The sequence below is a fragment of the Nocardia araoensis NBRC 100135 genome, assembly GCF_000308435.1.
Taxonomy (GTDB): Bacteria; Actinomycetota; Actinomycetes; order Mycobacteriales; family Mycobacteriaceae; genus Nocardia; species Nocardia araoensis.
Window position 1 is genome coordinate 1 of sequence record NZ_BAFR01000004.1, and the last position, 22,439, is coordinate 22,439.

26 protein-coding genes and 1 tRNA gene are annotated in these 22,439 nt (G+C 66.9%); 15 read left to right on the forward strand and 12 right to left on the reverse strand.

Annotated features, from left to right (window positions below; all coding sequences use genetic code 11):
* Window positions 1-58 precede the first annotated feature (58 nt).
* Entirely contained in the window at window positions 59-1,069 is a 1,011-nt protein-coding gene (locus ON21_RS00985; protein WP_051020142.1) for a prephenate dehydrogenase, read from the reverse strand.
* On the opposite strand from ON21_RS00985, the gene ON21_RS00990 reads away from it, so the two are divergent.
* From ON21_RS00990 to ON21_RS01005, 4 genes are all read left to right on the forward strand, one after another.
* The gene (locus ON21_RS00990) at window positions 1,068-1,607 is read left to right on the forward strand and encodes a tRNA adenosine deaminase-associated protein (RefSeq protein ID WP_039794395.1); all 540 of its coding nucleotides are present in this window, start codon (window positions 1,068-1,070) and stop codon (window positions 1,605-1,607) included. The genes ON21_RS00985 and ON21_RS00990 overlap by 2 nt on opposite strands.
* A gap of 43 nt (window positions 1,608-1,650) precedes the next feature.
* The gene (locus ON21_RS00995; protein WP_039794447.1) at window positions 1,651-2,085 is read left to right on the forward strand and encodes a nucleoside deaminase; all 435 of its coding nucleotides are present in this window, start codon (window positions 1,651-1,653) and stop codon (window positions 2,083-2,085) included.
* Window positions 2,086-2,145: 60 nt separating this feature from the next.
* A tRNA-Ser gene (locus tag ON21_RS01000) sits at window positions 2,146-2,236 on the forward strand.
* A 74-nt stretch (window positions 2,237-2,310) separates the two neighbouring features.
* Complete coding sequence (locus ON21_RS01005) at window positions 2,311-2,766, forward strand: deaminase (RefSeq protein ID WP_039794397.1); 456 nt, start codon at window positions 2,311-2,313, stop codon at window positions 2,764-2,766.
* Here ON21_RS01005 and ON21_RS01010 read toward each other — a convergent pair whose 3' ends face one another.
* The 5 genes from ON21_RS01010 to ON21_RS01030 all read right to left on the reverse strand — a co-directional run bounded on the left by ON21_RS01010 (window position 2,767) and on the right by ON21_RS01030 (window position 6,466).
* Complete coding sequence (locus ON21_RS01010; protein ID WP_245562405.1) at window positions 2,767-3,486, reverse strand: antibiotic biosynthesis monooxygenase; 720 nt, start codon at window positions 3,484-3,486, stop codon at window positions 2,767-2,769.
* Between the two features lie 234 nt (window positions 3,487-3,720).
* Window positions 3,721-5,127, reverse strand: a complete 1,407-nt coding sequence (locus ON21_RS01015; RefSeq protein WP_039794399.1) for an amidohydrolase family protein — start codon at window positions 5,125-5,127, stop codon at window positions 3,721-3,723.
* 52 nt (window positions 5,128-5,179) lie between these two features.
* Window positions 5,180-5,797, reverse strand: a complete 618-nt coding sequence (locus ON21_RS01020) for a carboxymuconolactone decarboxylase family protein (RefSeq protein WP_039794400.1) — start codon at window positions 5,795-5,797, stop codon at window positions 5,180-5,182.
* A 1-nt stretch (window position 5,798) separates the two neighbouring features.
* A complete protein-coding gene (locus tag ON21_RS01025) occupies window positions 5,799-6,110 on the reverse strand; it encodes a hypothetical protein (RefSeq protein ID WP_157170678.1) in 312 nt (103 codons plus the stop codon).
* Between the two features lie 68 nt (window positions 6,111-6,178).
* Window positions 6,179-6,466 (reverse strand): DUF6191 domain-containing protein, encoded by a 288-nt coding sequence (locus ON21_RS01030; protein WP_039794404.1) that lies wholly within the window; start codon window positions 6,464-6,466, stop codon window positions 6,179-6,181.
* A gap of 170 nt (window positions 6,467-6,636) precedes the next feature.
* Between ON21_RS01030 and ON21_RS01035 the strand changes: the two genes are divergently transcribed.
* Window positions 6,637-6,837, forward strand: a complete 201-nt coding sequence (locus ON21_RS01035) for a hypothetical protein (RefSeq protein ID WP_039794406.1) — start codon at window positions 6,637-6,639, stop codon at window positions 6,835-6,837.
* Window positions 6,838-7,128: 291 nt separating this feature from the next.
* Window positions 7,129-7,311 (forward strand): hypothetical protein, encoded by a 183-nt coding sequence (locus ON21_RS01040; protein WP_039794449.1) that lies wholly within the window; start codon window positions 7,129-7,131, stop codon window positions 7,309-7,311.
* 60 nt (window positions 7,312-7,371) lie between these two features.
* Here ON21_RS01040 and ON21_RS01045 read toward each other — a convergent pair whose 3' ends face one another.
* Window positions 7,372-9,666 (reverse strand): MMPL family transporter, encoded by a 2,295-nt coding sequence (locus tag ON21_RS01045; protein ID WP_039794408.1) that lies wholly within the window; start codon window positions 9,664-9,666, stop codon window positions 7,372-7,374.
* Between the two features lie 203 nt (window positions 9,667-9,869).
* On the opposite strand from ON21_RS01045, the gene ON21_RS01050 reads away from it, so the two are divergent.
* The 5 genes from ON21_RS01050 (at window position 9,870) to ON21_RS01070 (ending at window position 15,509) form a co-directional block, all read left to right on the forward strand.
* The gene (locus tag ON21_RS01050) at window positions 9,870-10,460 is read left to right on the forward strand and encodes a TetR/AcrR family transcriptional regulator (RefSeq protein WP_039794409.1); all 591 of its coding nucleotides are present in this window, start codon (window positions 9,870-9,872) and stop codon (window positions 10,458-10,460) included.
* Between the two features lie 37 nt (window positions 10,461-10,497).
* Entirely contained in the window at window positions 10,498-11,001 is a 504-nt protein-coding gene (locus ON21_RS01055; RefSeq protein ID WP_039794411.1) for an RrF2 family transcriptional regulator, read from the forward strand.
* Between the two features lie 87 nt (window positions 11,002-11,088).
* Window positions 11,089-12,822 carry an ABC transporter ATP-binding protein gene (locus ON21_RS01060; protein WP_039794412.1) on the forward strand — a complete coding sequence of 578 codons (1,734 nt, stop codon included), beginning with the start codon at window positions 11,089-11,091 and terminating at the stop codon, window positions 12,820-12,822.
* Entirely contained in the window at window positions 12,819-14,723 is a 1,905-nt protein-coding gene (locus ON21_RS01065) for an ABC transporter ATP-binding protein (RefSeq protein ID WP_039794414.1), read from the forward strand. Before ON21_RS01060 ends, ON21_RS01065 begins: the two co-directional genes overlap by 4 nt.
* 351 nt (window positions 14,724-15,074) lie before the next feature.
* Window positions 15,075-15,509 carry a DoxX family protein gene (locus tag ON21_RS01070; protein ID WP_039794416.1) on the forward strand — a complete coding sequence of 145 codons (435 nt, stop codon included), beginning with the start codon at window positions 15,075-15,077 and terminating at the stop codon, window positions 15,507-15,509.
* Between the two features lie 168 nt (window positions 15,510-15,677).
* Here the strand turns inward: ON21_RS01070 and ON21_RS01075 are convergent, their stop codons facing one another.
* Window positions 15,678-16,184, reverse strand: a complete 507-nt coding sequence (locus tag ON21_RS01075; RefSeq protein ID WP_039794417.1) for an SgcJ/EcaC family oxidoreductase — start codon at window positions 16,182-16,184, stop codon at window positions 15,678-15,680.
* A 61-nt stretch (window positions 16,185-16,245) separates the two neighbouring features.
* Here ON21_RS01075 and ON21_RS01080 point away from each other — a divergent pair, with 61 nt between their 5' ends.
* Together ON21_RS01080 and tgt are read left to right on the forward strand one after the other, a co-directional pair.
* The gene (locus ON21_RS01080; protein WP_039794418.1) at window positions 16,246-16,713 is read left to right on the forward strand and encodes a MarR family winged helix-turn-helix transcriptional regulator; all 468 of its coding nucleotides are present in this window, start codon (window positions 16,246-16,248) and stop codon (window positions 16,711-16,713) included.
* A 70-nt stretch (window positions 16,714-16,783) separates the two neighbouring features.
* Entirely contained in the window at window positions 16,784-18,037 is a 1,254-nt protein-coding gene (gene tgt / locus ON21_RS01085) for a tRNA guanosine(34) transglycosylase Tgt (protein WP_039794419.1), read from the forward strand.
* Between the two features lie 70 nt (window positions 18,038-18,107).
* Here tgt and ON21_RS01090 read toward each other — a convergent pair whose 3' ends face one another.
* Entirely contained in the window at window positions 18,108-18,887 is a 780-nt protein-coding gene (locus ON21_RS01090) for a queuosine precursor transporter (protein ID WP_086006335.1), read from the reverse strand.
* Window positions 18,888-18,916: 29 nt separating this feature from the next.
* On the opposite strand from ON21_RS01090, the gene ON21_RS01095 reads away from it, so the two are divergent.
* A complete protein-coding gene (locus ON21_RS01095) occupies window positions 18,917-19,435 on the forward strand; it encodes a DUF4190 domain-containing protein (protein WP_039794452.1) in 519 nt (172 codons plus the stop codon).
* Between the two features lie 76 nt (window positions 19,436-19,511).
* Here the strand turns inward: ON21_RS01095 and ON21_RS01100 are convergent, their stop codons facing one another.
* Genes ON21_RS01100 through ON21_RS39815 form a run of 3 tightly spaced genes read right to left on the reverse strand, consistent with a single transcriptional unit; the run spans window position 19,512 to window position 21,710 of the window.
* Window positions 19,512-20,207, reverse strand: a complete 696-nt coding sequence (locus ON21_RS01100; RefSeq protein ID WP_039794420.1) for an RDD family protein — start codon at window positions 20,205-20,207, stop codon at window positions 19,512-19,514.
* A 46-nt stretch (window positions 20,208-20,253) separates the two neighbouring features.
* On the reverse strand, window positions 20,254-21,171 hold the full coding sequence (gene gluQRS, locus ON21_RS01105) for a tRNA glutamyl-Q(34) synthetase GluQRS (protein ID WP_039794421.1): 918 nt from the start codon (window positions 21,169-21,171) through the stop codon (window positions 20,254-20,256).
* A 56-nt stretch (window positions 21,172-21,227) separates the two neighbouring features.
* Entirely contained in the window at window positions 21,228-21,710 is a 483-nt protein-coding gene (locus ON21_RS39815; protein ID WP_039794423.1) for a DUF309 domain-containing protein, read from the reverse strand.
* A 421-nt stretch (window positions 21,711-22,131) separates the two neighbouring features.
* On the opposite strand from ON21_RS39815, the gene ON21_RS36670 reads away from it, so the two are divergent.
* Window positions 22,132-22,341: a DUF397 domain-containing protein gene (locus tag ON21_RS36670; RefSeq protein ID WP_083880336.1), complete on the forward strand. Its 210-nt coding sequence runs from the start codon at window positions 22,132-22,134 to the stop codon at window positions 22,339-22,341.
* Window positions 22,342-22,439: the final 98 nt, after the last annotated feature.

A 22,439-nucleotide genomic window follows, 5' to 3' on the forward strand; every position in this document is an offset into this window, starting at 1 on the left:
ACGATCAGCAGCGGCCGGACCGACTCCGGCATGCCGGGAGTGGACGGTCCTCGCACGCTCAGTTCAGCCGGGTGAGCACCCCACCGCGTTCGCCCGCCGCCCGCAGCTCTTCCAGCCAATCGCAGTCACCGGGACGGATGTCGGTGATCTCCCAGCGGCGCGCGGATTCGTAGCGTTGCCGCGCGTCGTGCCCGGCTTCGACGAGATCCGCCAGGGACTGCTTGTCGCGCAGGCTATCGCGCGCCGCGCCGAGCACGGTGAGTGTTTCGTCCAGAACTTCCAGTAGCGCCGCCGCATTCGGTTCGCAGATCGCGCGAACCAGGTCGGGTGCCGTGCCCGCGACGCGGGTGCCGTCGCGGAACGACCCCGCCGCGAGCCCGAGCGCGAGATCGCCTCCGGCGGCGCCGGCCACAGCGAGTGCCTCGGCCAGCACATGCGGCAGGTGGGAGATGCGGGCCACAGCGCGGTCGTGTTCCGCGGCCACCACCGGTACCACCACCGAGCCGCAGTCCAGTGCCAGTCGCACCACGCGGGTCCACGGGTCCACCCGCGTGCCCTGGTCGACGCCCACCGCCCACACCGCATCGCGGAACAACGCGGGATCGGTGGCGGCCCAGCCCGATTCGGACGTACCGGCCATCGGATGCCCGCCGACGTACCGCTGGGCGAGGCCGTGCTTGCGCACGGCCGCCGCGACCGGCCCCTTCACGCTCACCACATCGGTGATGGCGCACTCCGGCGCGTAGTCGGCGATCGCCGAGAGCATGTGGTCCACCGCGGGCATCGGCACCGCAATGACGACGAGCGCGTCGGTTTCCGCGGCTCGCCGCAGCGCGGCCGGTAGGTCTTCGGTGACGTCGAATCCGTCGGCGCGGGCGGCCTGCGCGCCCACGGCGGAGCGGTTGTACCCCCAGCTGCCGTACCCCGTGGCGACGGCCGCGCGCAAGAGCGACCCACCGATCAAACCGGTCCCGAGGACGCACACGGGTGCTTTCTTCGCCGAAGTCACCGGAACAGATTGGCATACGACTTCAACATTTCCGCTCGAGCAGACTACCGTTGCGGCCATGGCAGCACAGCGCTCGGGCACGAACAGGGCGGCGTCGGACGATTACGACGACGTGGAAGGGTTCGCAGTGGCGGTTGTCCGCGAAGAAGGCAAATGGCGGTGCAGCCCGCTGAGCCGGGACACGCTCACCGATTTGTCCGCCGCGGAAAACGAACTGAAGGCTTTGCGCAGCTCCGGAGCGGTGTTCGGATTACTCGACATCGACGACGAGTTCTTCATCGTGCTCCGGCCCGCGCCGAGCGGGACCCGGATGCTCCTCTCGGACGCCACGGCCGCGATCGATTACGACATCGCCGCGGACGTCCTAGAGGCCCTGAACGTGGAAATTCCCGACATCGATCCGGATGAGCTGGACGACGTGGAGCCGTGGGAGGAGGGCGACCTCGGTGTGCTCGCCGATCTCGGCCTGCCCGAACCGGTGCTGAGCGTCATCCTGGCCGAGACCGATCTCTATCCGGACGAGCAGCTCGGCATGATCGCCCAGCGTCTCGGCTTCGCCGGTGAATTCGCCGCGGTGCTGGACAAGCTGCCGCGCTGACGTGGGCGTTCTCCCGGACGACCCGTTCCCCTCGGACACCGACATGGTCCGCGCGGCCATCGACGCCGCGGCGGCCGCGGGGGAACGGGACATACCCGTCGGCGCAGTGGTATTCGACTCCGCCGGAAGGGAACTCGCGCGCGCCGCGAACGCGCGGGAGGCACTGGGCGATCCGACCGCGCACGCGGAGATCTTGGCGCTGCGCCGCGCCGCCGCCGTCCACGGCGACGGATGGCGGCTGGAGGGCGCCACGCTCGCCGTGACGCTGGAGCCGTGCACCATGTGCGCCGGTGCGCTGGTGCTGGCGCGGGTGGGCCGCCTGATCTTCGGTGCGTGGGAGCCGAAGACCGGCGCCGTCGGCTCGCTGTGGGACGTGGTGCGTGACCGCCGTCTCAACCACCGGCCCCAGGTACGCGGCGGGGTCCTCGCGGACGATTGCGCGGCCTTGCTCGACGGTTTCTTCCGCGCCCAGCGCTGAGCCCACCCCGGGTCAACAGGCGATTTAGTGATCCGGCGCGGGTCCGGTATGGTTGTCGGCGGTGGCGTGTCCGAGCGGCCTAAGGAGCACGCCTCGAAAGCGTGTGAGGGGTAACCCCCCTCCGAGGGTTCAAATCCCTCCGCCACCGCCACAGCCCCTCATCTGTTCGCTCAGATGAGGGGCTTTTCTCTTCTTTCGCAGGACGAGCCGAAGGAGATCGAACCGGTGACCGAGCCCGACCACCACTACTGGATGAACCGGGCCATCGAACTCGCGCGTTTGTGCCCGGTGGCCGAGGGCGCGTTCTCGGTGGGTGCGGTGATCGTCGCCGACGGTGCGGAGATCGCCACCGGCTACTCTCGCGAGTCCGATCCCAAGGAGCATGCCGAGGAGGCCGCGCTGCGCAAGGTCGACCCGGCCGACCCCCGGCTGGCGCGCGCCACGATCTACAGCACGCTGGAGCCCTGTTCGGAGCGGGGGACAAAGAACCGGCTGCCGTGCACGGACCGGATACTGCGGGCCGGTATTCCGGTGGTGGTGATCGCGTGGCGCGAGCCGTCGACGTTCGTGGTGAACTGCGTGGGAGTGGAGAAACTGCGGGAGGCGGGCGTCACGGTGGTCGAGCTCGCCGATCTGGCCGAGGCGGCGATGTCGATGAACCGGCACCTCGACCTGTCCTGATCAGTCGTAGTCCCAGTACTGCAGCCAGCGCACCGAGGCGAACAGCAGCAGCGTCAGCGCGTAGAGCACGACGACCACCGCCGCCCCGACGACGCTGATCCGCGGGCTCGCGCCGTCGACCGGATCGAGCCACCGGCGGAATCGGCGGGCGACTGCGGGGGAGAGGAAATAGCTCATCAAGCCCACGCTGACGATCTGGCTGAGCCACAACGCCAGCCACGGCTGCACTCCGAGCCGATCGAGCACCGGGCCGAGGAATCGGGACAGCACCATCACCGTCGGGTACAACACCAGCAACACGAGCATGGCGATCTTCCAGGTCGGCGTCATCCTGGTCTCGCCGTCGACCGTGCGCACGGTCGAGCCGAACGGTGTGGTGTGCGCGTCCACGGTGAAGTCTTCGGTCAGCTCCGCGCGCAATTCCGGTAAGGCGGCGGCGCGTTCGTCCGAGGTCAGCCATTCGGTCAACTGCCGTTGCGTGCGGAATCGGAGCACCGAGAACCAGCGTCCTCCGTCGGCCGGGAAGAGCGCGGCGCCTTCGAATCCCGGGAATCTCGAACTCACCGCGACGAGCTGTGCCTCCGTCGCCTCGAATTCGGGTTCTTTGTCGCGCGCGACGCTGTGCCGGAATACGCAGATGCCCGGTGGCGGAGACTCGCCTTCTACGATGATCAGATCCGAGCTCTTGTAATGGAAGCCGCGCGATGCACCGTCGGACATAGTGGCCGCTCGTTCGCCCGAGTCCAGGAATTCGTGCAGTAACGGCTCGGAACTGAATGTGGCGCTGAAACCCGGTTCGAGCAGCGGGCTCTCGGTCACAGCGATGGAGGAAGATATGAATCCATGCATGGCGCGGGCGGTTTCGGTCAACTGCGCCAGCCAGTCCCGGAAAGCCGTGTCGTGCTCCGGTCGATGGAAGACCGTTACTACGGTAGCCGCGGCGTTCATCGACGTTTATGCGATGTCGACGCGACGGCCGCGCACGTATACCTCGGTGATCGCGGGCTCTCGGATACCCATCAGCAAGGCGAACAGTGTCTGATCCCGGGCCAATACGGGGTCGTCGGAGCGAACGCCGTATGCCAGCGTGCTTTCCAGCGCTGGAACACGCGCCGGTTCGACCACGATGAAATCGGCTTCCTTACCGACGTCGAAATTCCCGAAACGGTTCTCCATATCCAAGGCACGTGCACCGGCCAGCGTGCCGGTGAACAGCATTTCCGCGGGATGCATCGACACGCCCTGCTCGCCAGGCTCGGAAATGTGCACTTTGAACGCGGCGGAAAGTACCTGTGGAATAAGCCATTCGTCGCCGCCGCCGTAATCGGTGCCCGCGGCCACCGTGACGCCGGAGGCGAGCGTCCGCTTCCACGGCATCGTGCCGGAACCGAGGAACTGCTGCGACACCGGGCAGTGCGCGACCGACGTGCCGGTTTCGGCCATCCGCCGCAGCTCGGCATCCTGGCAGTGCACGCAGTGGGCGAGAATGGTGCGCTTGCCGAGCATGCTCTTGCCGCCCACCGCCGACCCGGGCAGGAACTTCCCGTCGTAGGTGTCCAGATAGGTCGCCACGTCGTACGCCTGCTTGGTGGCGTCGACTTCGCCGGTGCCAGGGCGGTTGTTCTCGTTGAGGTGACTGTGGAAATAGACGCCGCGTTCGCGTACCGAATCATAGAGGTCGCCCAGGTTTCTCAGCGTCGCGCGAGTGACCGCCAGCGAGAATCGCGGGACGACCGCCACGTGCAGCAGCGCCGTGTCCACGTCACCTGTGTCGGCGGCATGCCATTTGTCGATCTCTTCGCTCGTCAATCGGATGGCGTCGTCTTCGGTGGTGATCAGCGGTGCCGCCGCATCCGCTCCGGTCGTTTGGATTCCCCGGCCGGCGACAATCCGCAGACCACGCCGCCGGGTCTCGGTGAACAGGGCGTCCTGCGCATGCGGGAACGCCGAGCCGAAGACCATCGCCGCCGTGGTCCCCGCGGCGATGCGCCGTGCACAGAACTCGGTGGCCGCCGATAGCGCGAATTCTGGATCGTCATAACGGGATTCTGCGGGGTACATACACAATTCGAGCCACTCCAGCAGCTGGCCGCCGCCGTAGGCATCTCCCGCGAAGGTCTGTGGGAAGTGAATATGCGTGTCGACGAATCCGGGAAGCAGGAATCCTGGACGATGATCGCACACCTCTCCGGCACGATGCTCGGCCGGGATATCGGAGCGCGGTCCGCAGAACACTATCCGGCCGCTTTCTCCGATTATCAGAGCACCGTCCGGCAGGTCGGCCAACGCGTCGGCCGCATCACCGGTAGCGGGACTCCCGGCGATGTGGAAAATGTGCCCCAAGTGGACTTGGCTCACCATTCGAGGAAAACACATATCGACCCGGCACGCGAGCGGATCGGGTGAAATACGGTCAGACGCCGCGCGAGAACAATGTCACCGGAGGCGGCATGCGGTAGCCGGCGAGTTTGATGAAGCGGGCGCTCACGCTGCGCTGCCCGTCTTCCAGCGGGCCCGCTCCGACCGTGTTCATCATCCGGTTGATCACGTTGAAGCAGGTGCCGACCCAGACGGCCTCGTCGAACGCTTCCCGGGAGACACCCGCCAGCCGGACCACCGCGGCGTCCTCGGCGGTCAACCCACCGGGATCACGAGCCATCTTCGCGAGAAAGCCGAGCATGACGCGCGCCTCGGGACGCAGCGGGGAATCCGCGCCGTCGGCCAACGCTCGGGTCACCACGTCGGCGTCGATGTAGGCGCCCGCGATCGCCTCGTGCGAGGTGGCGCAGAACGGGCACTCGTTGGCCTGCGAGGTGTGCGTCGCGAAGATCTCCCGTTCGGCGACGGTCCAGTACGACGGTCCGCGCATGATGTCCTGGATCAACTCCGACAGCGGCGATCCGAAGAACCTGTGCCGGTAGAACAGCACTTTGAGCACGGCGGGAACCTCTACGCCGCTGAACCGCCGCATGGTCCACAACACGAGCTTGGTCGGCCGGTCGTGGCCGGATCGCACCGCCTCGAGCCACATCTCAGTTCCCCTCCCAAGCCAGGCGCGCGGCGCGCAGGCGCCGGTCGGCCGCGCCGTATGCGGCGGCCGCGGTCGCCTCGAAGATCTCGTCGTCACTGTGCCCGGCCGCTTTCAGCGCCGCGATCTCCTGCTCGGTGACCCGATAGGACCGGTCGGCCACCAGGTCGGCGAAGGCGGCGAGTTCCGCCGGCACGTCTTGGCCGGAGTCCACCGTCCCGGCGGCTCTGGCTTTCAGTGCCCGGCGCACGCGGCTCGGCAGCCGCCCCGGGGCGGACTCGAGGTGCTCGCCGAATCGCTGCCATTTCTCACTCATCGAGCCACGCATGAGCGTCATTCTGTCCGACGACGGTCGCCTTCGCTGAGAATCAAGGGCGCGCAGCGCTACTCGCTGCTGTCCCTGCGCAACACGACCTTGCGACCCGCCAGGTCGACCCCGATCAGCGGCGGCGCGCCCTGCTCCTGCTCGTCGCGCATCATCGACACCGATTCGCGGTGGTCGAGCTCCATGCGCTTGGTCGAGTAGAACAGCGCGGTGAACTCGTCGGTGAACGTGCCGGAGATCGGGGTGCGGCGGCGCCTGCGGCGTTTGTTCACGGTCAGCTCGTAGACGGCCACCAGCACGAGCAGGATCACCCAGCCGGGGATCATCCACTGGAACAGCGCTGCCATGCCATCGAAGCTACCAGCCGACGCCTCCGCCGGAGCGGGGCGAAAATTGTCCGTTTCACGACGGGTAACCGACGTGATCGCGGGTATACGCCCGATACGCAAGTGCGGGAAGGACGCGATGCCAGATGCGCCGTCGGACAATCCGCGCGGGAACGATGCGCGAGAGAAACATGAGAATCGGAAGTGTAATCGTCTTGATCTGGTTGCTGATCGGCGTGGTCGCCGCAGCACAACGGCACTATTTCGACAGCGGGCCGGTCAACTGCGCCGGTTTCGGCACGATCGCCGTCACGGTGATCGCGGGACCGCTCAACTACATGGGCGTCAACCCGAAGGTCGCGGATTGCAATGTCCCGCAACCCAGCCCGTAACTCGATCGAGTGAGTCGGACGGCCGGGTGGTACGCCACCCGGCCGTCCTTTTCGTCCGCCGTGCGAGCCATGATCCTCGGCAGTGAACTAAATATTTGCTGATCATGCGAAGTGCCGCCACATACACGGATTTGTTGGATAGCTGTCGGTGTGTCCGGGTATCCCCCCTCGACGGGGAGCACGGAAGGAACCGATGAGATGCGCGATTACGGACGTCGTGAGCGTGATTTCGAACGTCGTGCGCGTGCCGGGCGCGGCCCCGGCGCAGGCTCCCGGCTGCTCGGGTTCCTGATGCTGGCCTGGCTGGTGGTCGGGTTACTCGCGGCCGGTCAGCGGCATTACTTCGACAGCGGCCCCCCGCTGAACTGCGCAGGCTGGGGCACGATCGGTCTCACCGCCCTCGCGGGCCCGCTCAACTACGTCGGCGTGAATCCCAAGGTCGGCGACTGCGAACTGCCGCAACCGAGCGGGTGAGACGCACTCGGCCCCCGCATCCTTAGTCCGGATGCGGGGGCCGAGTCGTGGGCTTTCGGTTCAGCTGACGCCGACCGGCACCTTCGCCGTCTCGGCGGAACGCCGCTGCAACTCACGCAGCTTCGAGCCCTCGACGTCGATGTCGGGCAGGATGCGGTCGAGCCACTTCGGCATCCACCACGACCACTTGCCCATCAGCACCAGCAGCGACGGAATCAGCACCATGCGGACGATGAACGCGTCCAGCAGCACGCCTGCCGCCAGGGCGAAACCGAACGACTTCGCCGTCACGTCGGTCTCCAGCAGGAAGGAACCGAACACCGAGATCATGATGATCGCCGCCGAGGTCACCACGCGCGCGCCGTGGTGGTAACCGGCGACCACCGCCTCCTTGGCCGACTTGCCGTGCACGAACTCCTCGCGCATCCGGGTCACCAGGAAGACCTGGTAGTCCATCGCGAGGCCGAACACCAGGCCGATCAGCATGATCGGCATGAAGCTGACCAGCGGATGCGGATCCTCGATCAGGCCGAGCTTGCCCTCCTGGAAGATCAGCACGGTCGCGCCGAAGGTCGCCGCCATCGACAGCAGGAACCCGAGCGCCGCGGTGAGCGGCACCAGGATCGACCGGAACACCAGGATCAGCAGGACGAACGCCGCGCCCGCCACGATCGCCAGGTAGGGCACGATCTTGCTGAGCAGCACGTGGTCGACGTCGGCGTAGATCGCGGTGGTGCCGGTGATGCCGTACTCGATGCCGTACTCGGCCTTCAGCTGGCCTTCGGCCTCCCTGGCGTCGCGCACCAGGTCCTTGGTGGCCTGGTTGTTGGGCCCGGACTTCGGCACGCCGTTCAACATCGCGCCCTGCTGGTCCTGGCTGAACTGCGGCTCGGTCACGTAGTCCATGTCGGGGTAGGACGCGAGCTTGTCGCGCAGCGCCTTCACTGCGGCGTCCCGGTTCTCGGCGGGGACGGCGCTCAGGTCGGCGACCACGTTCAGCACGCCGTTGCTGCCTTCGCCGAAGCCTTCGGTCCGCAGCTCGTAGGCCTTCCTGATGGTGGAGGTCTTCGGCATGCTGTCCTCGCCGGGCAGGCCCAGGTTGAGGCCGGCCGCGGGGGCGGCGAGCGCGCCGAGCACCACGATGCTCAGGATCAGCGCGGCCCACGGCGCGCGGCCGATCAGGCGGCCGAAACGCATGCCGTTGGTGACCGAGTTCTCGTCCTCGGGATCGTGCTGGGCGACCACCGGCAGCTTCGGCTTGAACAGGAAGCGTCCGAACGCGCCGATCAGCGCAGGCATCAGCGTGATCGCGGTGAGCACCGCGAAACCGGCGGCGATCGCACCGCCCAGGCCCATGAACGTCATGAACTGGACACCGACGATGCTCAGGCCCGCGAGCGCGATGATGACGGTCAGACCGGCGAACACCACGGCGGAACCGGCCGTGCCGAGCGCGATGCCCGCGGCCTCTTCCGGCGAATCCTGCACCACGAGTTCGTGCTTGTACCTGGACACGATGAACAGCGCGTAGTCGATGGACAGCGCGATGCCGATCATCGAGGCGAGGAAGGTGGTGAAGCTGGGAATCTCGATCACCGAGGTGCCGAGCATGATCAGCGAGGTGGCCGCGCCGAGGCCGACGATCGCGGTGACGATCGGGACGAACGCCGCGACGATGGCGCCGAACGCGACGACCATCACGACCAGCGCGACGGCCATGCCGATCATCTCGGACTTGCCGCTGGGCGCTTCCTGCTTCTGCGCGATCGAGCCGCTCATCTCGACCGTCAGCCCGGCGTTGCGCGCGTCGGCGGCGACATCGTAGGCAGCTTCGCGGTGGGCGTCGGTCACGTCGGTGAACTTCGCGATCGTGAACGGGACATTGATCACCGCGACGGTCGCGGGCGCGGTCTTGCTGAGCACGTTCAGCGGGGCGCCACTGCACTGCGCGGGGTCGGGATTGCTCAGGCAGCCCATCTTCTCGGTGGCTTCCACCGGGTTGGTGACGGGCTTGCTGTGGTCGACGATGTCGAGCTGGCCGAGCTTGGCGATGAACGCCTCCAGCGCCGCACGGTTCGCCGGATCGGTCAGCTTCTGCCCCTCCGGCGCGGCGGCGACGTAGGTGCCGGTGACCGCGTCGAATTTGAACGCGGCGGAAGCGCCGGGGAAGTGCTTGTCGAGGATTTCGTTGGCACGCTCGGAGGGCAGGTTCGGCATGCTGAAGTCGTTGCTCATCGGCTTGCTGAGCTGGGACCCCAGGCCACCGAGGAGCACGAACAAGATGAGCCAGACGGGAAGCACTATCCATTTCCGGCGGAAGGCGAACTTCCCCCATCTGTACAGGTAAACGGACACGAGTGGTTACTCCTAGCGATGACTGGGATCGTGCTGGTTCCGCGTGTAGACAGCACTCGCGGAGGTGCCCTGCCTGCCTCCGCCTCCACTGACGCTTTCTGCCTACCGTGCGGTAGGTAGACTACCCAGGGTCTAAGCGGAGGTACAACCTCTATTCTGCGTGCGACCTTCGCTCGGTGCGAAGGTGATGAGAGGATCATCGAATGGCTGTGCGTGACACACCCGGCGCTGTAGCCGCAGGTGGAGGCACTAAAATCGCGATTCGGGACGCCGCGGTGAAGCTGTTCGGAGCCAAAGGATTCGAGCAGACGAGCCTGCGCGAGGTCGCGGATGCGGTGGGAATCACAAAGGCGTCGCTCTACTATCACTACGCGTCGAAGCTCGATCTGCTACTGGCGATCATCGATCCGATCGTCGATCACATGCGTTCGGTGGTGGACGATCTCGACCGGATGCCGCACAACGCCGAGAGCATTCGCCAGGTCCTGGGGACCTATCTGCGCGGCCTGATCCATCACCGTGACGCCGGGGCGCTGGTCGTGCGCGACACGGTCGCCATCATCAACGCCATGGCCGACCGCTACCCCGATCTGAAGAACACCAGCAAGGCGCTGCGCGAGTGGCTGGCCGGGCCGGACGCCACCGAGGAGGCGCAACTGCGCGCCTGCGCCGCGCTCGAGGTGATCGGTGTGGCGCTGGTGTCCAAGGAACTCGTGCCTGGTGCGGACGACTCGCTGGTGGAATCGTCACTGCTGAACGCCGCGACCTGCGTGCTCGCAGGCGGCGGCGCGTAGATTCGAGCCATCCCCCCCGATGCCAGGAGTCGCCGCTGTGCACATCACCGCGAAGGTCGATTACGCGGTGCGGACGCTGCTCGAGATCGCCAGTGCGCCGCGGCTGGACCACTCCGTGGGCGGGCTCGGCGCACCCGTCGTGCAGGCCGCGCCGGTGGTCAAGGCCGAGGCGATCGCCACCGCCCAGCGGATTCCGCCCAAGGTGCTGGAGTCCGTGCTCGGCGAATTGCGCCGCGCGGAACTCGTGATCAGCAGGCGCGGCCCGGACGGCGGCTATTGGCTGGCCAGGCCCGCCGCCGACATCTCCATCGCCGACGTGATCCGCGCGATCGAGGGTCCGCTCGCGTCGGTGCGCGGCGCGCGACCGGAGGACGTCCACTACGCCGGTGCGGCCGAGCCGTTGCAGCGGGTGTGGATCGCGCTGCGGGTCAATATTCGCGCGGTGCTGGAGAACGTCACCATCGCCGATATCGCGAGCGACCGGCTGCCCGGGTTCGTCGACGCGCTGACCGAAGACCCCGGCGCCTGGGCGCGCCGTTAGCTCCGCACACCCCGACGGGAGAGCATTCATGCAGGTCAGAAATGTCCACGGCGTATCGCGCCGCCAGCCGGTAGCCTGCGATTCATCATGCTGATCCGACTGCTCCGCACGCATCTGTACCCGTACCGCGCCCAGCTGGCGGGGGTCGTTGTGTTGCAGCTGATTTCCGTGATCGCGATGCTGTATCTGCCGAGCCTGAACGCGGACCTGATCGACAACGGCGTCACCAAAGGTGATCTCGGCTACATCTGGACCACCGGCTTGTGGATGCTCGCGGTCACCGGCGTGCAGATCGTCGCCTCGGCCGCGTCGGTCTATCTCGGCGCGCAGGCGGCCATGGGCGCGGGCCGCGATCTGCGCGGCGGGCTGCTGCACCGCGTCGGCACGTTCTCCGCACGCGAAGTGGGGATGTTCGGCGCGCCCTCGTTGATCACCCGCAATACCAACGACATTCAGCAGGTTCAGCTGCTCATCGTGATGTCGGCGACCATCCTGGTGATGGCGCCGATCATGTGCGTTGGCGGCATCATCATGGCGTTGCGTGAGGATCTCGGCCTGTCCTGGCTGCTGCTGATCGCGGTGCCCGCGCTCGGCTTGTCCATGGCCGTGCTGATCTCCAGGATGGTGCCCGGCTTCCGCGACATGCAGGCCAGGATCGACGAGGTGAATCGGGTACTGCGCGAGCAGATCACCGGTATCCGGGTGGTGCGAGCCTTCGTGCGAGAGCGGCAGGAGATCTGGCGGTTCGGCCTGGCCAACACCGAACTCACCGACACCGCGCTGCGGGTCGGCCGGTTGATGGCGCTGATGTTCCCCACGGTCATGCTGATCAGCAATGTGACCGCGGTCGCGGTGATCTGGTTCGGCGGACGCGCGATCGACGCGGGGCACATGCAGATCGGTTCGCTCACCGCGATGTTGTCCTACATCATGCAGATCCTCATGGCCGTGATGATGGCCTCGTTCCTGGCCATGATGGCGCCGCGCGCCGCGGTCTCGGCCGACCGGATCGGCGAGGTGTTCGACACCGAGTCCTCGGTGCACCCGCCGCGCCTGCCGCAGCCGTTCACCGACGACCCGGCCGTCGTCGACTTCCGGTTCGCCGAGTTCGCTTTCCCCGGCGCGGAGAAACCGGTGCTGAAAGCCATCCGGTTCCAGGTGCGCCCGGGCACCACCACCGCGATCGTCGGCTCCACCGGCGCGGGGAAGACCACGCTGATCAACCTGATCCCTCGGCTGATGGACGTCACCGACGGCGCCGTCTACGTCGGCGGCACCGACGTGCGCCACATCGACTTGGAGGTGTTGCGCTCGCAGATCGGCCTCGTCCCGCAGAAGGCGTACCTCTTCTCCGGCACGGTCGCGAGCAACCTGCGCTACGGCAACCCGCACGCCACCGACGAGGAACTGTGGCGCGCGCTGGAAATCGCGCAGGCCGCCGACTTCGTCCGGGAGATGCCGGAGGGGCTGCAGACCCCGGTCGCCCAGGGCGGCACCACCGTTTCCGGAGGTCAACGCCAGCGGTTGGCCATCGCCCGGGCGCTGGTGAAGAAGCCGCGGGTGTATCTGTTCGACGACTCGTTCTCCGCGCTGGACGTGGCGACCGACGCGAGGCTGCGCGAGGCGCTGAAGCCGGAGACCGCGGACGCCTCGGTCCTCATCGTCGCGCAGCGCATCGCCACCATCCGGGACGCGGATCAGATCGTGGTGCTGGAGGACGGCGCGATGGCGGGCATCGGCACCCATGAGCAGCTCCTGCGGGATTGCTCGGAGTACCGGGAGATCGTCGAGTCGCAACTGAGTGCCGAGGAGGCGCGATGAGACCCGGAATGCCCACGCCCGGTGCGCCGGGCACCAAGGCGAAGTCGTTCGTGCCCTCGCTGAAGCGATTGCTGCGCAGGCTCGCGCCGGAGCGGTTGCAGGTGGCGCTGATCGTCGCGCTCGTCATCGTCTCGGTGGTGCTGAACACCATCGGCCCGTACATCCTTGGCAAGGCGACGAACCTGGTCTTCGACGGCGTGGTCGGCAAGCAGCTGCCGCCCGGTGTGTCCAAGGACCAGGCGATCGAAGCCCTGCGGGCCAAGGGCGACAACACGTTCGCCGACATGCTCGGCGCCATGGATGTGGTGCCCGGGGTAGGGGTGGACTTCGGCGCGGTCGGACGGGTGCTCGCCCTGGTGCTGGTGCTGTACATCGGCGCCGCCGTCTTCGGGTGGCTGCAGGCGTACCTGCTCAACATCGTGATCAACCGGACGGTGAAGCGGCTGCGCAGCGAGGTCGAGGACAAGATCCATCGGCTTCCGTTGCGCTACTTCGACTCCGCGCCGCGCGGTGACGTGCTCAGCCGTGTGACCAACGACGTCGACAACGTCTCGCAGAGCCTGCAGCAGACCATGAGCCAACTGCTGGTCTCGGTGTTCTCGGTGCTCGGCATCCTGGTCATGATGTTCTGGATCTCCTGGCAGCTCGCGGTGATCGCATTGCTCACCGTGCCCGCCGCCGTCGTGGTCACCGCGCAGATCGCGAAGCGGTCCAAGCCGCACTTCGTGGACCAGTGGAAGTACACCGGCCTGGTCAACGCCCAGGTCGAGGAGGCGTACACCGGGCACGAGGTGGTCACCGCGTTCGGCCGCAACCGCGAGGTCGGCAAGGAATTCGACCAGCGCAACGAGCAGCTCTATCAGGCCAGCTTCAAAGCGCAGTTCATCTCGGGCCTGATCATGCCCGCGATCATGTTCCTGGGGAACGTGAACTTCGTGCTGGTCGCGCTGGTCGGCGGGCTGAAGGTGGCCACGGGCAGCCTCTCGCTCGGCGAGGTGCAGGCGTTCATCCAGTACTCCCGTCAGTTCAGCCAGCCGCTGACCCAGCTCGGCGCGATGGCCAACCTGCTGCAATCCGGTGTCGCCTCGGCCGAGCGGATCTTCGAGATCCTCGACGCCGAGGAGCAGAGTCCCGACCCGGTGATGGCCGACGCGCGCCCCGTCGACCGCGGCCGGGTGGAGTTCGAGGCCGTCTCGTTCCGCTACGAACCCGACAAGCCGGTGATCGAGCGGCTGTCCCTGGTGGCGGAGCCGGGACACGTGGTCGCCATCGTCGGCCCCACCGGCGCGGGCAAGACCACGCTGGTGAACCTGCTCATGCGGTTCTACGAACTGGACGCGGGCACGATCACCATCGACGACGTCGACATCACCGAGATCACCCGCGACCACCTGCGCTCACGCATCGGCATGGTGTTGCAGGACACCTGGCTGTTCAAGGGCACCATCCGGGATAACATCGCCTACGGCAGCCCGAACGCGAGCGAAGAGGAGATCCTCGCCGCGGCGCGCGCCGCCTACGTCGACCGCTTCGTGCACGCGCTGCCCGACGGCTACGACACCGTCATCGACGAGGAGGGCTCGGGCGTCAGCGCGGGCGAGAAACAGCTGATCACCATCGCGCGCGCGTTCCTCGCCAAACCGTCCATCCTGATCCTGGACGAGGCGACCAGCTCGGTGGACACCCGCACCGAGCTGCTGGTGCAGCACGCCACCGCCGCCCTGCGCCGCGACCGGACCAGTTTCGTCATCGCCCACCGCCTGTCCACCATCCGCGACGCCGACCTGATCGTCGTCATGGAAGCGGGCCGGATCGTCGAACACGGCTCGCACGAACGCCTGCTCGAGGAGCGCGGGGCGTACTACCGGCTGTACAACGCCCAGTTCGCGGGAGCTGTGTAAATCGGCCGCGACTGCACCGCGGACGCGGCGGCCGCGCAAACGCGAGCCGGGCCGCGAACGGCGGATGCTCGGTCTCGCTTCGCTCGAAACCTGGTGTTGCGGTGCATGGGCCTGGTGAACCCGGCGGCCACCGCCGACAACGCCGGGCCGCCTTCCCGGCTCCGCGGCCGTCCGCTGGGCGCGTCGTGCACGGCGGGAGCTGGTCGCCCACACCGTCGTCGCAGGTCCTACGTGCGGGAAAAGGCGCAGCGGAGAAATTATTCGCCGGGACCGATGAATCCGCGCGAGTGCCGCCGTCCTATCAGGTGAACGCGCTACCGGACAGCGCGACCGACCCTGGAGGAACGACCAATGACCACCATCGCCGCCGCGACCACCGACACCGCCGTGCGCCCCGGCAAAGTCCGCAACCGGGTCCTGTGGGGACTGCAGATCTTCCTGGGCCTGTTCTTCATCGTCGCCTCGGGCTTGCCGAAGGTGCTCGACATGGTTCCCGAGGAGAACATGGCGGCGATGCGTGAGGCCGGTATCGGCTCGCCCTGGTTCATGTACTTCGTGGGGGCCTGCGAGATCGCGGGCGGTATCGGCCTGCTCGTGCGGCGCCTGAGCGGACCGGCCGCGGTCGGCCTGTCGGTCCTCACCCTGCTGGCCGCGGCGACCAACCTCTTCCTGACCGATATGCCGGCCTACGCGCCCTTCCCGCTGGTGCTGTCGGGGATCTTCGCCTGGATCGCCTACGAGCGCCGCGACTCCATCCTCGCCCTGCGCTCGTTGGTCACTCGATGACAACACGCTAGGCACGCCAAACGATCGGCAGGCTGCGGCCCGCCGATCGTTTGCGGCGTTGCCCGGCAAGGGCGTTCAGGGTCGGTCCGCCCCTTGCCGGCAACACATCCGCTCGTCCGCACGGCCATTCACCTCCCGGCCGAGCACTCGACCTCGGAGATCGAGCACTCACGAGCGTCGCGCGCCGAGGCCGAGGCGGCGGGCCAGGCGGGTCATGAGCTGGGACATTCTCGATGGGAAGGAGTCCGGCTCCGGGATGCGGACCGGGCGGACGCGGCCGTTGTGGAGTGCGGTGATCTTCCAGCCCTGGGCGGTGCGAACGGTCACCAGTGTCTGACGGGACCGGCGACGCTCGGGCAGGCGAGAACGCCATGGCATCAGCACCGATGCCGTGCCGTGCACGATCGCCGCGTCCGGACTGACGAAGCGGATCGACTCGAGCTCGCCGACCAGTGCCGAACCGGCCAGGACGCCGCGAAAGAGCTTGTCGTGGTTGGCCTGGTGCTCGCTGCGCCCGGTGGCTCGGGTGCCGTCGTAGGAGACGTAGTCGGAGTCGTCGGTGAACAGGGCCGCGTAAGCGGCGGCGTCGTTGTCGGTCCAGGCCTGCATGAGGTTGTCGAACAAGCTGCGCAGGGCGAGATCGTCGGTGCGGCGCTGATCGAGTGTCGCGTCCATGGGTCGTACCTTTCGATGCTAAGATTCGATCGTCGAAATGTACGATAGGCGAAAGTTTCGAATGTCGAAAGATGAACTGATCGATGCGATCGCGCAGGAGTTGCGGCTGCTACAGCAGAGCTTCGACGCCTTCGACGAGGCCGCGGCCGTGCGTCTGGGACTGAACCGCACCGACCTGCGCTGTCTGGACATCGTGCTGGGTCGTGGGCCGTTGGCGGCGGGGGAGCTCAGCGCCGCGCTGCGACTGAGTCCCGCTGCCACCACCACCGTCGTCGACCGGTTGGTGCGGGCCGGATTCGTCTCGCGCGCACCAGATCCCGGCAATCGACGGCGGATACTGGTCGAGGGCACCACGCGTGCCGTGGAGGTGGCGCGAGAGATCTTCGAGCCCGTCGGGGCGGCCGGGGCCGAGGCTCTCACGCGATTCGACACCGACGAGTTGCGCGTCGCACTCGACTTCCTGCGTACCGCGCTGCGGGTGCACCAGGAGCAGACCGAGCGGGTGTCGCGCCTCGGCGAGTCCGACTGACCGGAGCCTGTGCCAGTGGCGAGCGGTGGCCTGGTTCGGGCGGCGTCCACCGAACTGCGAGGATAGCGGGGTGTCCGGTCCCGAATCCTTCTCTTTCGCCGTCGGTACCCGCTTGGATGGGCGGCACGGCCGATCCGGCGTGATCGCCACGCCGCACGGGCCGATCGCCACGCCCGCCTTCATCCCGGTGGGCACCAAGGCGACGGTCAAAGCGGTGCTGCCGGAGACCATGCGGGAACTCGGCGCCCAAGCGCTGCTGGCGAACGCCTACCACCTCTACTTGCAGCCGGGCGCCGACATCGTGGACGAGGCGGGCGGGCTCGGCGCGTTCATGAACTGGCCGGGTCCGACCTTCACCGACAGCGGCGGGTTCCAGGTGATGTCGCTGGGCGTCGGCTTCAAGAAGGTGCTCGCGATGGAGGCGGTCGACGTGCGCAGCGACGACGTGATCGCGCCGGGCAAGGAGCGCTTGGCCACCGTCGACGACGACGGCGTCACCTTCCGCTCCCACCTCGACGGCTCCGTGCACCGGTTCACGCCCGAGGTCTCGATGGGCATCCAGCACCAGCTCGGCGCCGACATCATGTTCGCTTTCGACGAATTGACCACGCTGCTCAACACCCGTGCCTACCAGGAACGATCGGTGCAGCGCACACATGAGTGGGCGCAGTGCTGCATCGACGAGCACGAGCGGCTGACCGCGGCGCGCACGCACCGTCCGTATCAGGCGCTGTTCGCCGTCATCCAGGGCGCTCAGTACGAGGACCTGCGCAGGAAGGCATGCCGCGGTCTCGAATCGATTCGTGGAAATGCCGGAACGGGATTCGACGGCTACGGCATCGGCGGCGCGCTGGAGAAGCACAACCTGGGCGCCATCGTCGGGTGGTGCTGCGACGAGCTGCCCGAGGACAAACCGCGCCACATGTTGGGCATCAGCGAGCCGGAGGACATCTTCACCGCCATCGAGAACGGCGCGGACACCTTCGACTGCGTGAATCCGTCCCGGGTCGCCCGCAACGCCGCGATCTACGTCGACACCGGTCGGTTCAACATCAACACCAGCCGCTTTCGCCGGGATTTCACCCCCATCGACGAGCACTGCGACTGCTACACCTGCGCCAACTACACGCGCGCCTACATCCATCACCTGTTCAAGGCCAAGGAGATGCTCGCGGCCACGCTGTGCACGATTCACAACGAGCGGTTCACGGTTCGCCTGGTCGACCGCATCCGCCACAGCATCGAGGGCGGCTACTTCGACGAGCACAAAGCGGAAACGCTGGGCCGCTGGAAAAGTAAGGGAGGGCGCGGCCCGAACGGATGATCGGTGGCTCGACAGCGTCTTCGATCGTCTCGTGCGGCCCGCGCCCTCTGGGGTGTCGCCGGGAACTTCGTCAGGTGTGCAACGGATCCGCTCGGGTAGGCGCGTAACTCGGTTCGTGCTTCTTGAGCAACGCGATCACCCGGTATGTGATCGGGAGCACGAACACCTCGCAGAGGGTCTTCCAGATGAAGCCGACGATCACGTAGTTCACGAACTGCTGCCAGGTATCGATGCCGATGGCGCCCGCGGCGATCGAGCAGAAGATCAGCGTGTCGGCGAGCTCGCCGACGATGGTCGACCCGATCAGCCTGGCCCACAGATACCTTTCCTTCGTCCGTTCCTTGATCAGCACCAACGTCGCGGAATTCAGCAGCTGGCCGACGAAGTACCCGGCCAGGCCCGCGGCGACCAGGCGCGGCGTCGTCCCGAGGACGGTGCGGAACGCCTCTTGGTTCTCGTAGAAGCTCGCGGCAGGCAACCGGATCGCGATGGCGAAGCACACGACCGTCAGCAGCAGGATGGCGAAGCCGTAGTAGATGGCGCGCCGGGTGGCGCGGAAGCCGTACACCTCGCTCAGCACATCGCCGAGGATGTAGGCGAGCGGGAACAGGAAGAAGGCGCCGTCGGTGGCGATCGGAAGGATTTGCAGCGGCCCGAGCGACACCGACCGGTCGCCGAAGAACTCCACCCCCTTTGTGGCGCAGATGTTGGAAATGATCAGGGTTGCCGTGAACAGGGCCACGATCGGTGCGTAGTACCCCCGCGCTACCTGGGCAAATGCCGCGTGGTCCGCGGGGCGCCCAGGCCCGCCGTGCTCTTGCGTGGTTTTCGACTCACTCACCCGCATCATCCAACCAGGTTGTGGAATACCCTGTAGCCATGACGAATCCCGGGGACTCCGACGAGTGGTGGAAGCAGTACGGCGGCCAAGGCGTGTCGCCGGAGTCCGGGGGACAGAATTCGGTCCCGCAGTATCCGAGCCAGGGGCAGCAGCCGTCGGGCTACCCGTCGGCGCCGCAGTACCCGGTGCAGTCGTCCGCGCAGCCGATGACGCCGCCTCCGCAGCCGCAGTACCCGTCCTACCAGCCGCCCGCGCAGCCGTACGGGCAGCCGCAATACGGCTACCAGACTCCGTACCAGCCCTACGGGGTCCCGTCGCAGGGCACCAATGGCATGGCGATCGGTGCGCTGATCTCGTCGCTGGTCGGGTTCGTCACCTGCGGGCTCGGCTCGATCGTCGGCATCATCCTCGGCGTGATCGCGTTGAACCAGATCAAGCAGAACGGCCAGGAGGGGCGCGGTATGGCGCTCGCGGGCATCTGGATCGGCGTCGGCGCGATCGTGCTCGCCATCTTGTGGTTCGTCGTCGTGATCATCGCGGGGACGACCAGCGCGTAGCGGCGCGGTTCGGCGAAAACATCAGGGGCGCACCCGATTGGGTGCGCCCCTGTGTGTTCGTGCCCGCCGCGGCGGATCAGGCCTTCACGACCTGGGTGCCGCCGGCGAACTTGTCGTGCCAGCCCTGCTTGTTCGGGTCCTGCGAGATGGTGACCATGATGTAGATCGCCAGAACGAGCGAGACGAGGCCGCCGACGCACGGGATGATGTTGGCCGCGACGAAGATGTTGCGCTTCAGCGAGGTAACGGGTTCGATCTTCGCGGCGCCGCCCGGAGCGAGCACCTTCAGACCGAGGATCTTCTTACCGAGCGTGGTGCCCTGCGAGGTCTCCATGCCGACGAAGTAGCCGACCTGGACCAGGGTCCACACCACGCTGAGGCCGATGGTCAGGCCCAGCGAGTTGTTGACCAGGGTGTACAGGATGATGTACGGGATGTAGAGGATGAGCGCGTCGATGACACGCGCACCGATACGAGTGCCGAGGTCGCCCGGCTGGCCGCCGTAGTTGTTGAAACCCGGCTGCTGCGGGTACTGGCCGAACGGCTCCTGCCCGTACTGCGGCTGCTGGCCGTACTGGGGCTGCTGGCCGTACTGCGGCTGCTGCTGGCCGTATTGGGGCTGCTGCCCGTACTGCGGCTGCTGGCCGTACTGGGGCTGCTGCTGGCCGTATTGGGGCTGCTGTCCGTACTGGTCGCCCCCCTGTGGGTACGGCTGCCCGTACGGCTGCCCGCCCTGCGGATACTGGTTGGGGTCGTACCCACCGCTTGTCATAGTTGTTTGTCCTCGTCGATTGATCAGTAGTTGGACGATGCGTACGTTACGGACATGGGCTGCTTCGCAACAACCCGTCCACGTCGAATACCGACGGTTCACGGGGTAGCCGCCGGGTGTCGAAACGCTCGAGTAGCTCGGACGACGATGTCGCGCTGAAGCCGAGCGAAGCGGCCAGTGCCGAGACTACTTCCTCCGGCGTGTTGCCGAGCGCCAATCGTTCGCGGAGTGTCACCGCCCCATCCCGTTTCGCCAGCCGCCGCCCTTCCGTGTTGAGCACCAGCGGCACGTGGGCGTAGTGCGGCACAGGCAGATCGAGCAGCGTCGCGAGGTATGCCTGCCGCGGGGTCGACGGCAGCAGATCGTCGCCGCGGACCACCTGGTCGATGCCCTGCGCGGCATCGTCCACCACGACGGCGAGGTTGTAGGCGGGAACGCCGTCGCCGCGCCGCAGCACCACGTCATCGATCGGGCCCCGGTAGCGACCGTGCAGCTCGTCGTACACCTCGAACTCGGTGGCCTTGGCGCGCAGGCGCAGTGCGGCCGGGCGGCCCTGTGCGCGCAGCCGCTCACGCTCCAAGGGGATCAGGGTGCGGCAGGTACCGGGGTAAGCGCCCATGGGTCCGTGCGGCGCCGTCGCGGCTTTCTGTATTTCTCTTCGCGTGCAGAAGCATTCGTAGGTCAGGCCGGCGGCGGTGAGGCGTTCGATGGCCGCTTCGTACTGCGGCAGTCGATCGGACTGGCGTACTACGGGCCCGTCCCAATCGACGCCGATCGCCGCGAGATCGTCGAGTTGCCGCTGCTCCGCACCGGGACGCACCCGGTCCAGGTCATCGATCCGGAGCAGGAAGCGGCGGCCGGTGGACCGGGCGAACGCCCAAGCCAGCAGTGCGGTGCGGAGATTGCCCAGGTGCAGGTCTCCGGACGGGCTCGGCGCATACCGGCCCGCACCCGGCTCAGTCACGGGCTCGCCTGGTGGACGATGAGATGCGCACGTCGGCCATGGTAGAAGCGAGCCGATCAGCCGCGCAGACGCGGCCGCAGGTCGGCGTCCGCCGGTTCGCCGCCCGCCTCGAGTGTGGCGAGCAGGGCCTCGGCGTGGGCGACCAATCCGGGAAGGTCGATATCGTAGGGCGCCTCCCCGCCGTCGGTTCGGTATGCCGTCAACCGCGACACCGCGCGGGCGAGCAGTGTACGCGCCCCCTTCGGATTTCCGCGCTGTATGTGTGTTAGTCCGACAGCGAACTGCGCGAGCGCCTGCCACAGCATCCGCTCGGCGAACGGTCCGTTCTTCCATGCGGCCTCTAAAACCTCGTGTGCATTGAATGCAAGTCCCTCGTCCAGCAGTTGCTGGGCGAAGGTCAAGGTTTGCTGGGGTGGAAGATCGAGATCGTCCGGAATTCGGGCAACTCCGGTGCTGCCCGCGGGCAGCGGACGCCCGAGGCGGTCGCGCGGACGGGCATTACGGGCGCGACCTGCGTCGTCTCGATCGCGTTCGACCATAGGCTCCATCATGCACGGCCGCTGTGCGTCCGTCGACGCGGGCCCGCGCCCCCGGGTGAATTGCCGCCGATAACAGAGCAATCACATCCGCTAAAAACATTGTGGTACGCCAGTGTTTGGAATGAATACCAAGGGTCGGCAATGTTCCCGCAACTCTGCTGCTTCGCAAACGTGTGTAGTTGCGATGATTGAATAGGCAAGAGCCGGGCAAACTTTCGAGGGACCTGCTAGTGTTACCGCGCGGGGACGGGCCCCGTGCGAGGTTAATTTCCTCTCGAACTCGATGTGCGATATAGACGCACCGGGAAGTGGGCTCCGGCAAAGGGTGCACCACGGGATTCGACTTTCAGTCGGGTACCGATGCTAGCTGGAACGATGTCAGGAGAAATCTCGCTCTCGACGCAGCAAAGGAGCTAGTACCGTGGAGGTTGGTTGGACGGGCGCTGTATGGCGCAAGAGCACATACAGTGGTCCGGATGGAGCTTGTGTGGAAGTCGCTTTTCTCGTCGACGGCCGTGTCGCCGTTCGTGACACCAAGGACAGTGGACGTGGACCGGTCTTGGCGTTTGCGCCGGGCGAGTGGGATGCATTCCTAGGGGGGGTCTCGACGGGAGCGTTCCGGTGCGGCTGAACTGCTTCGGAATCGCCTGAACAAGGCAAAGCGGGCCCCGGGTCGTATGGACTCGGGGCCTTCGCGGTTTTTCGGACAGGTTGCGCGCCGTGTCGAAT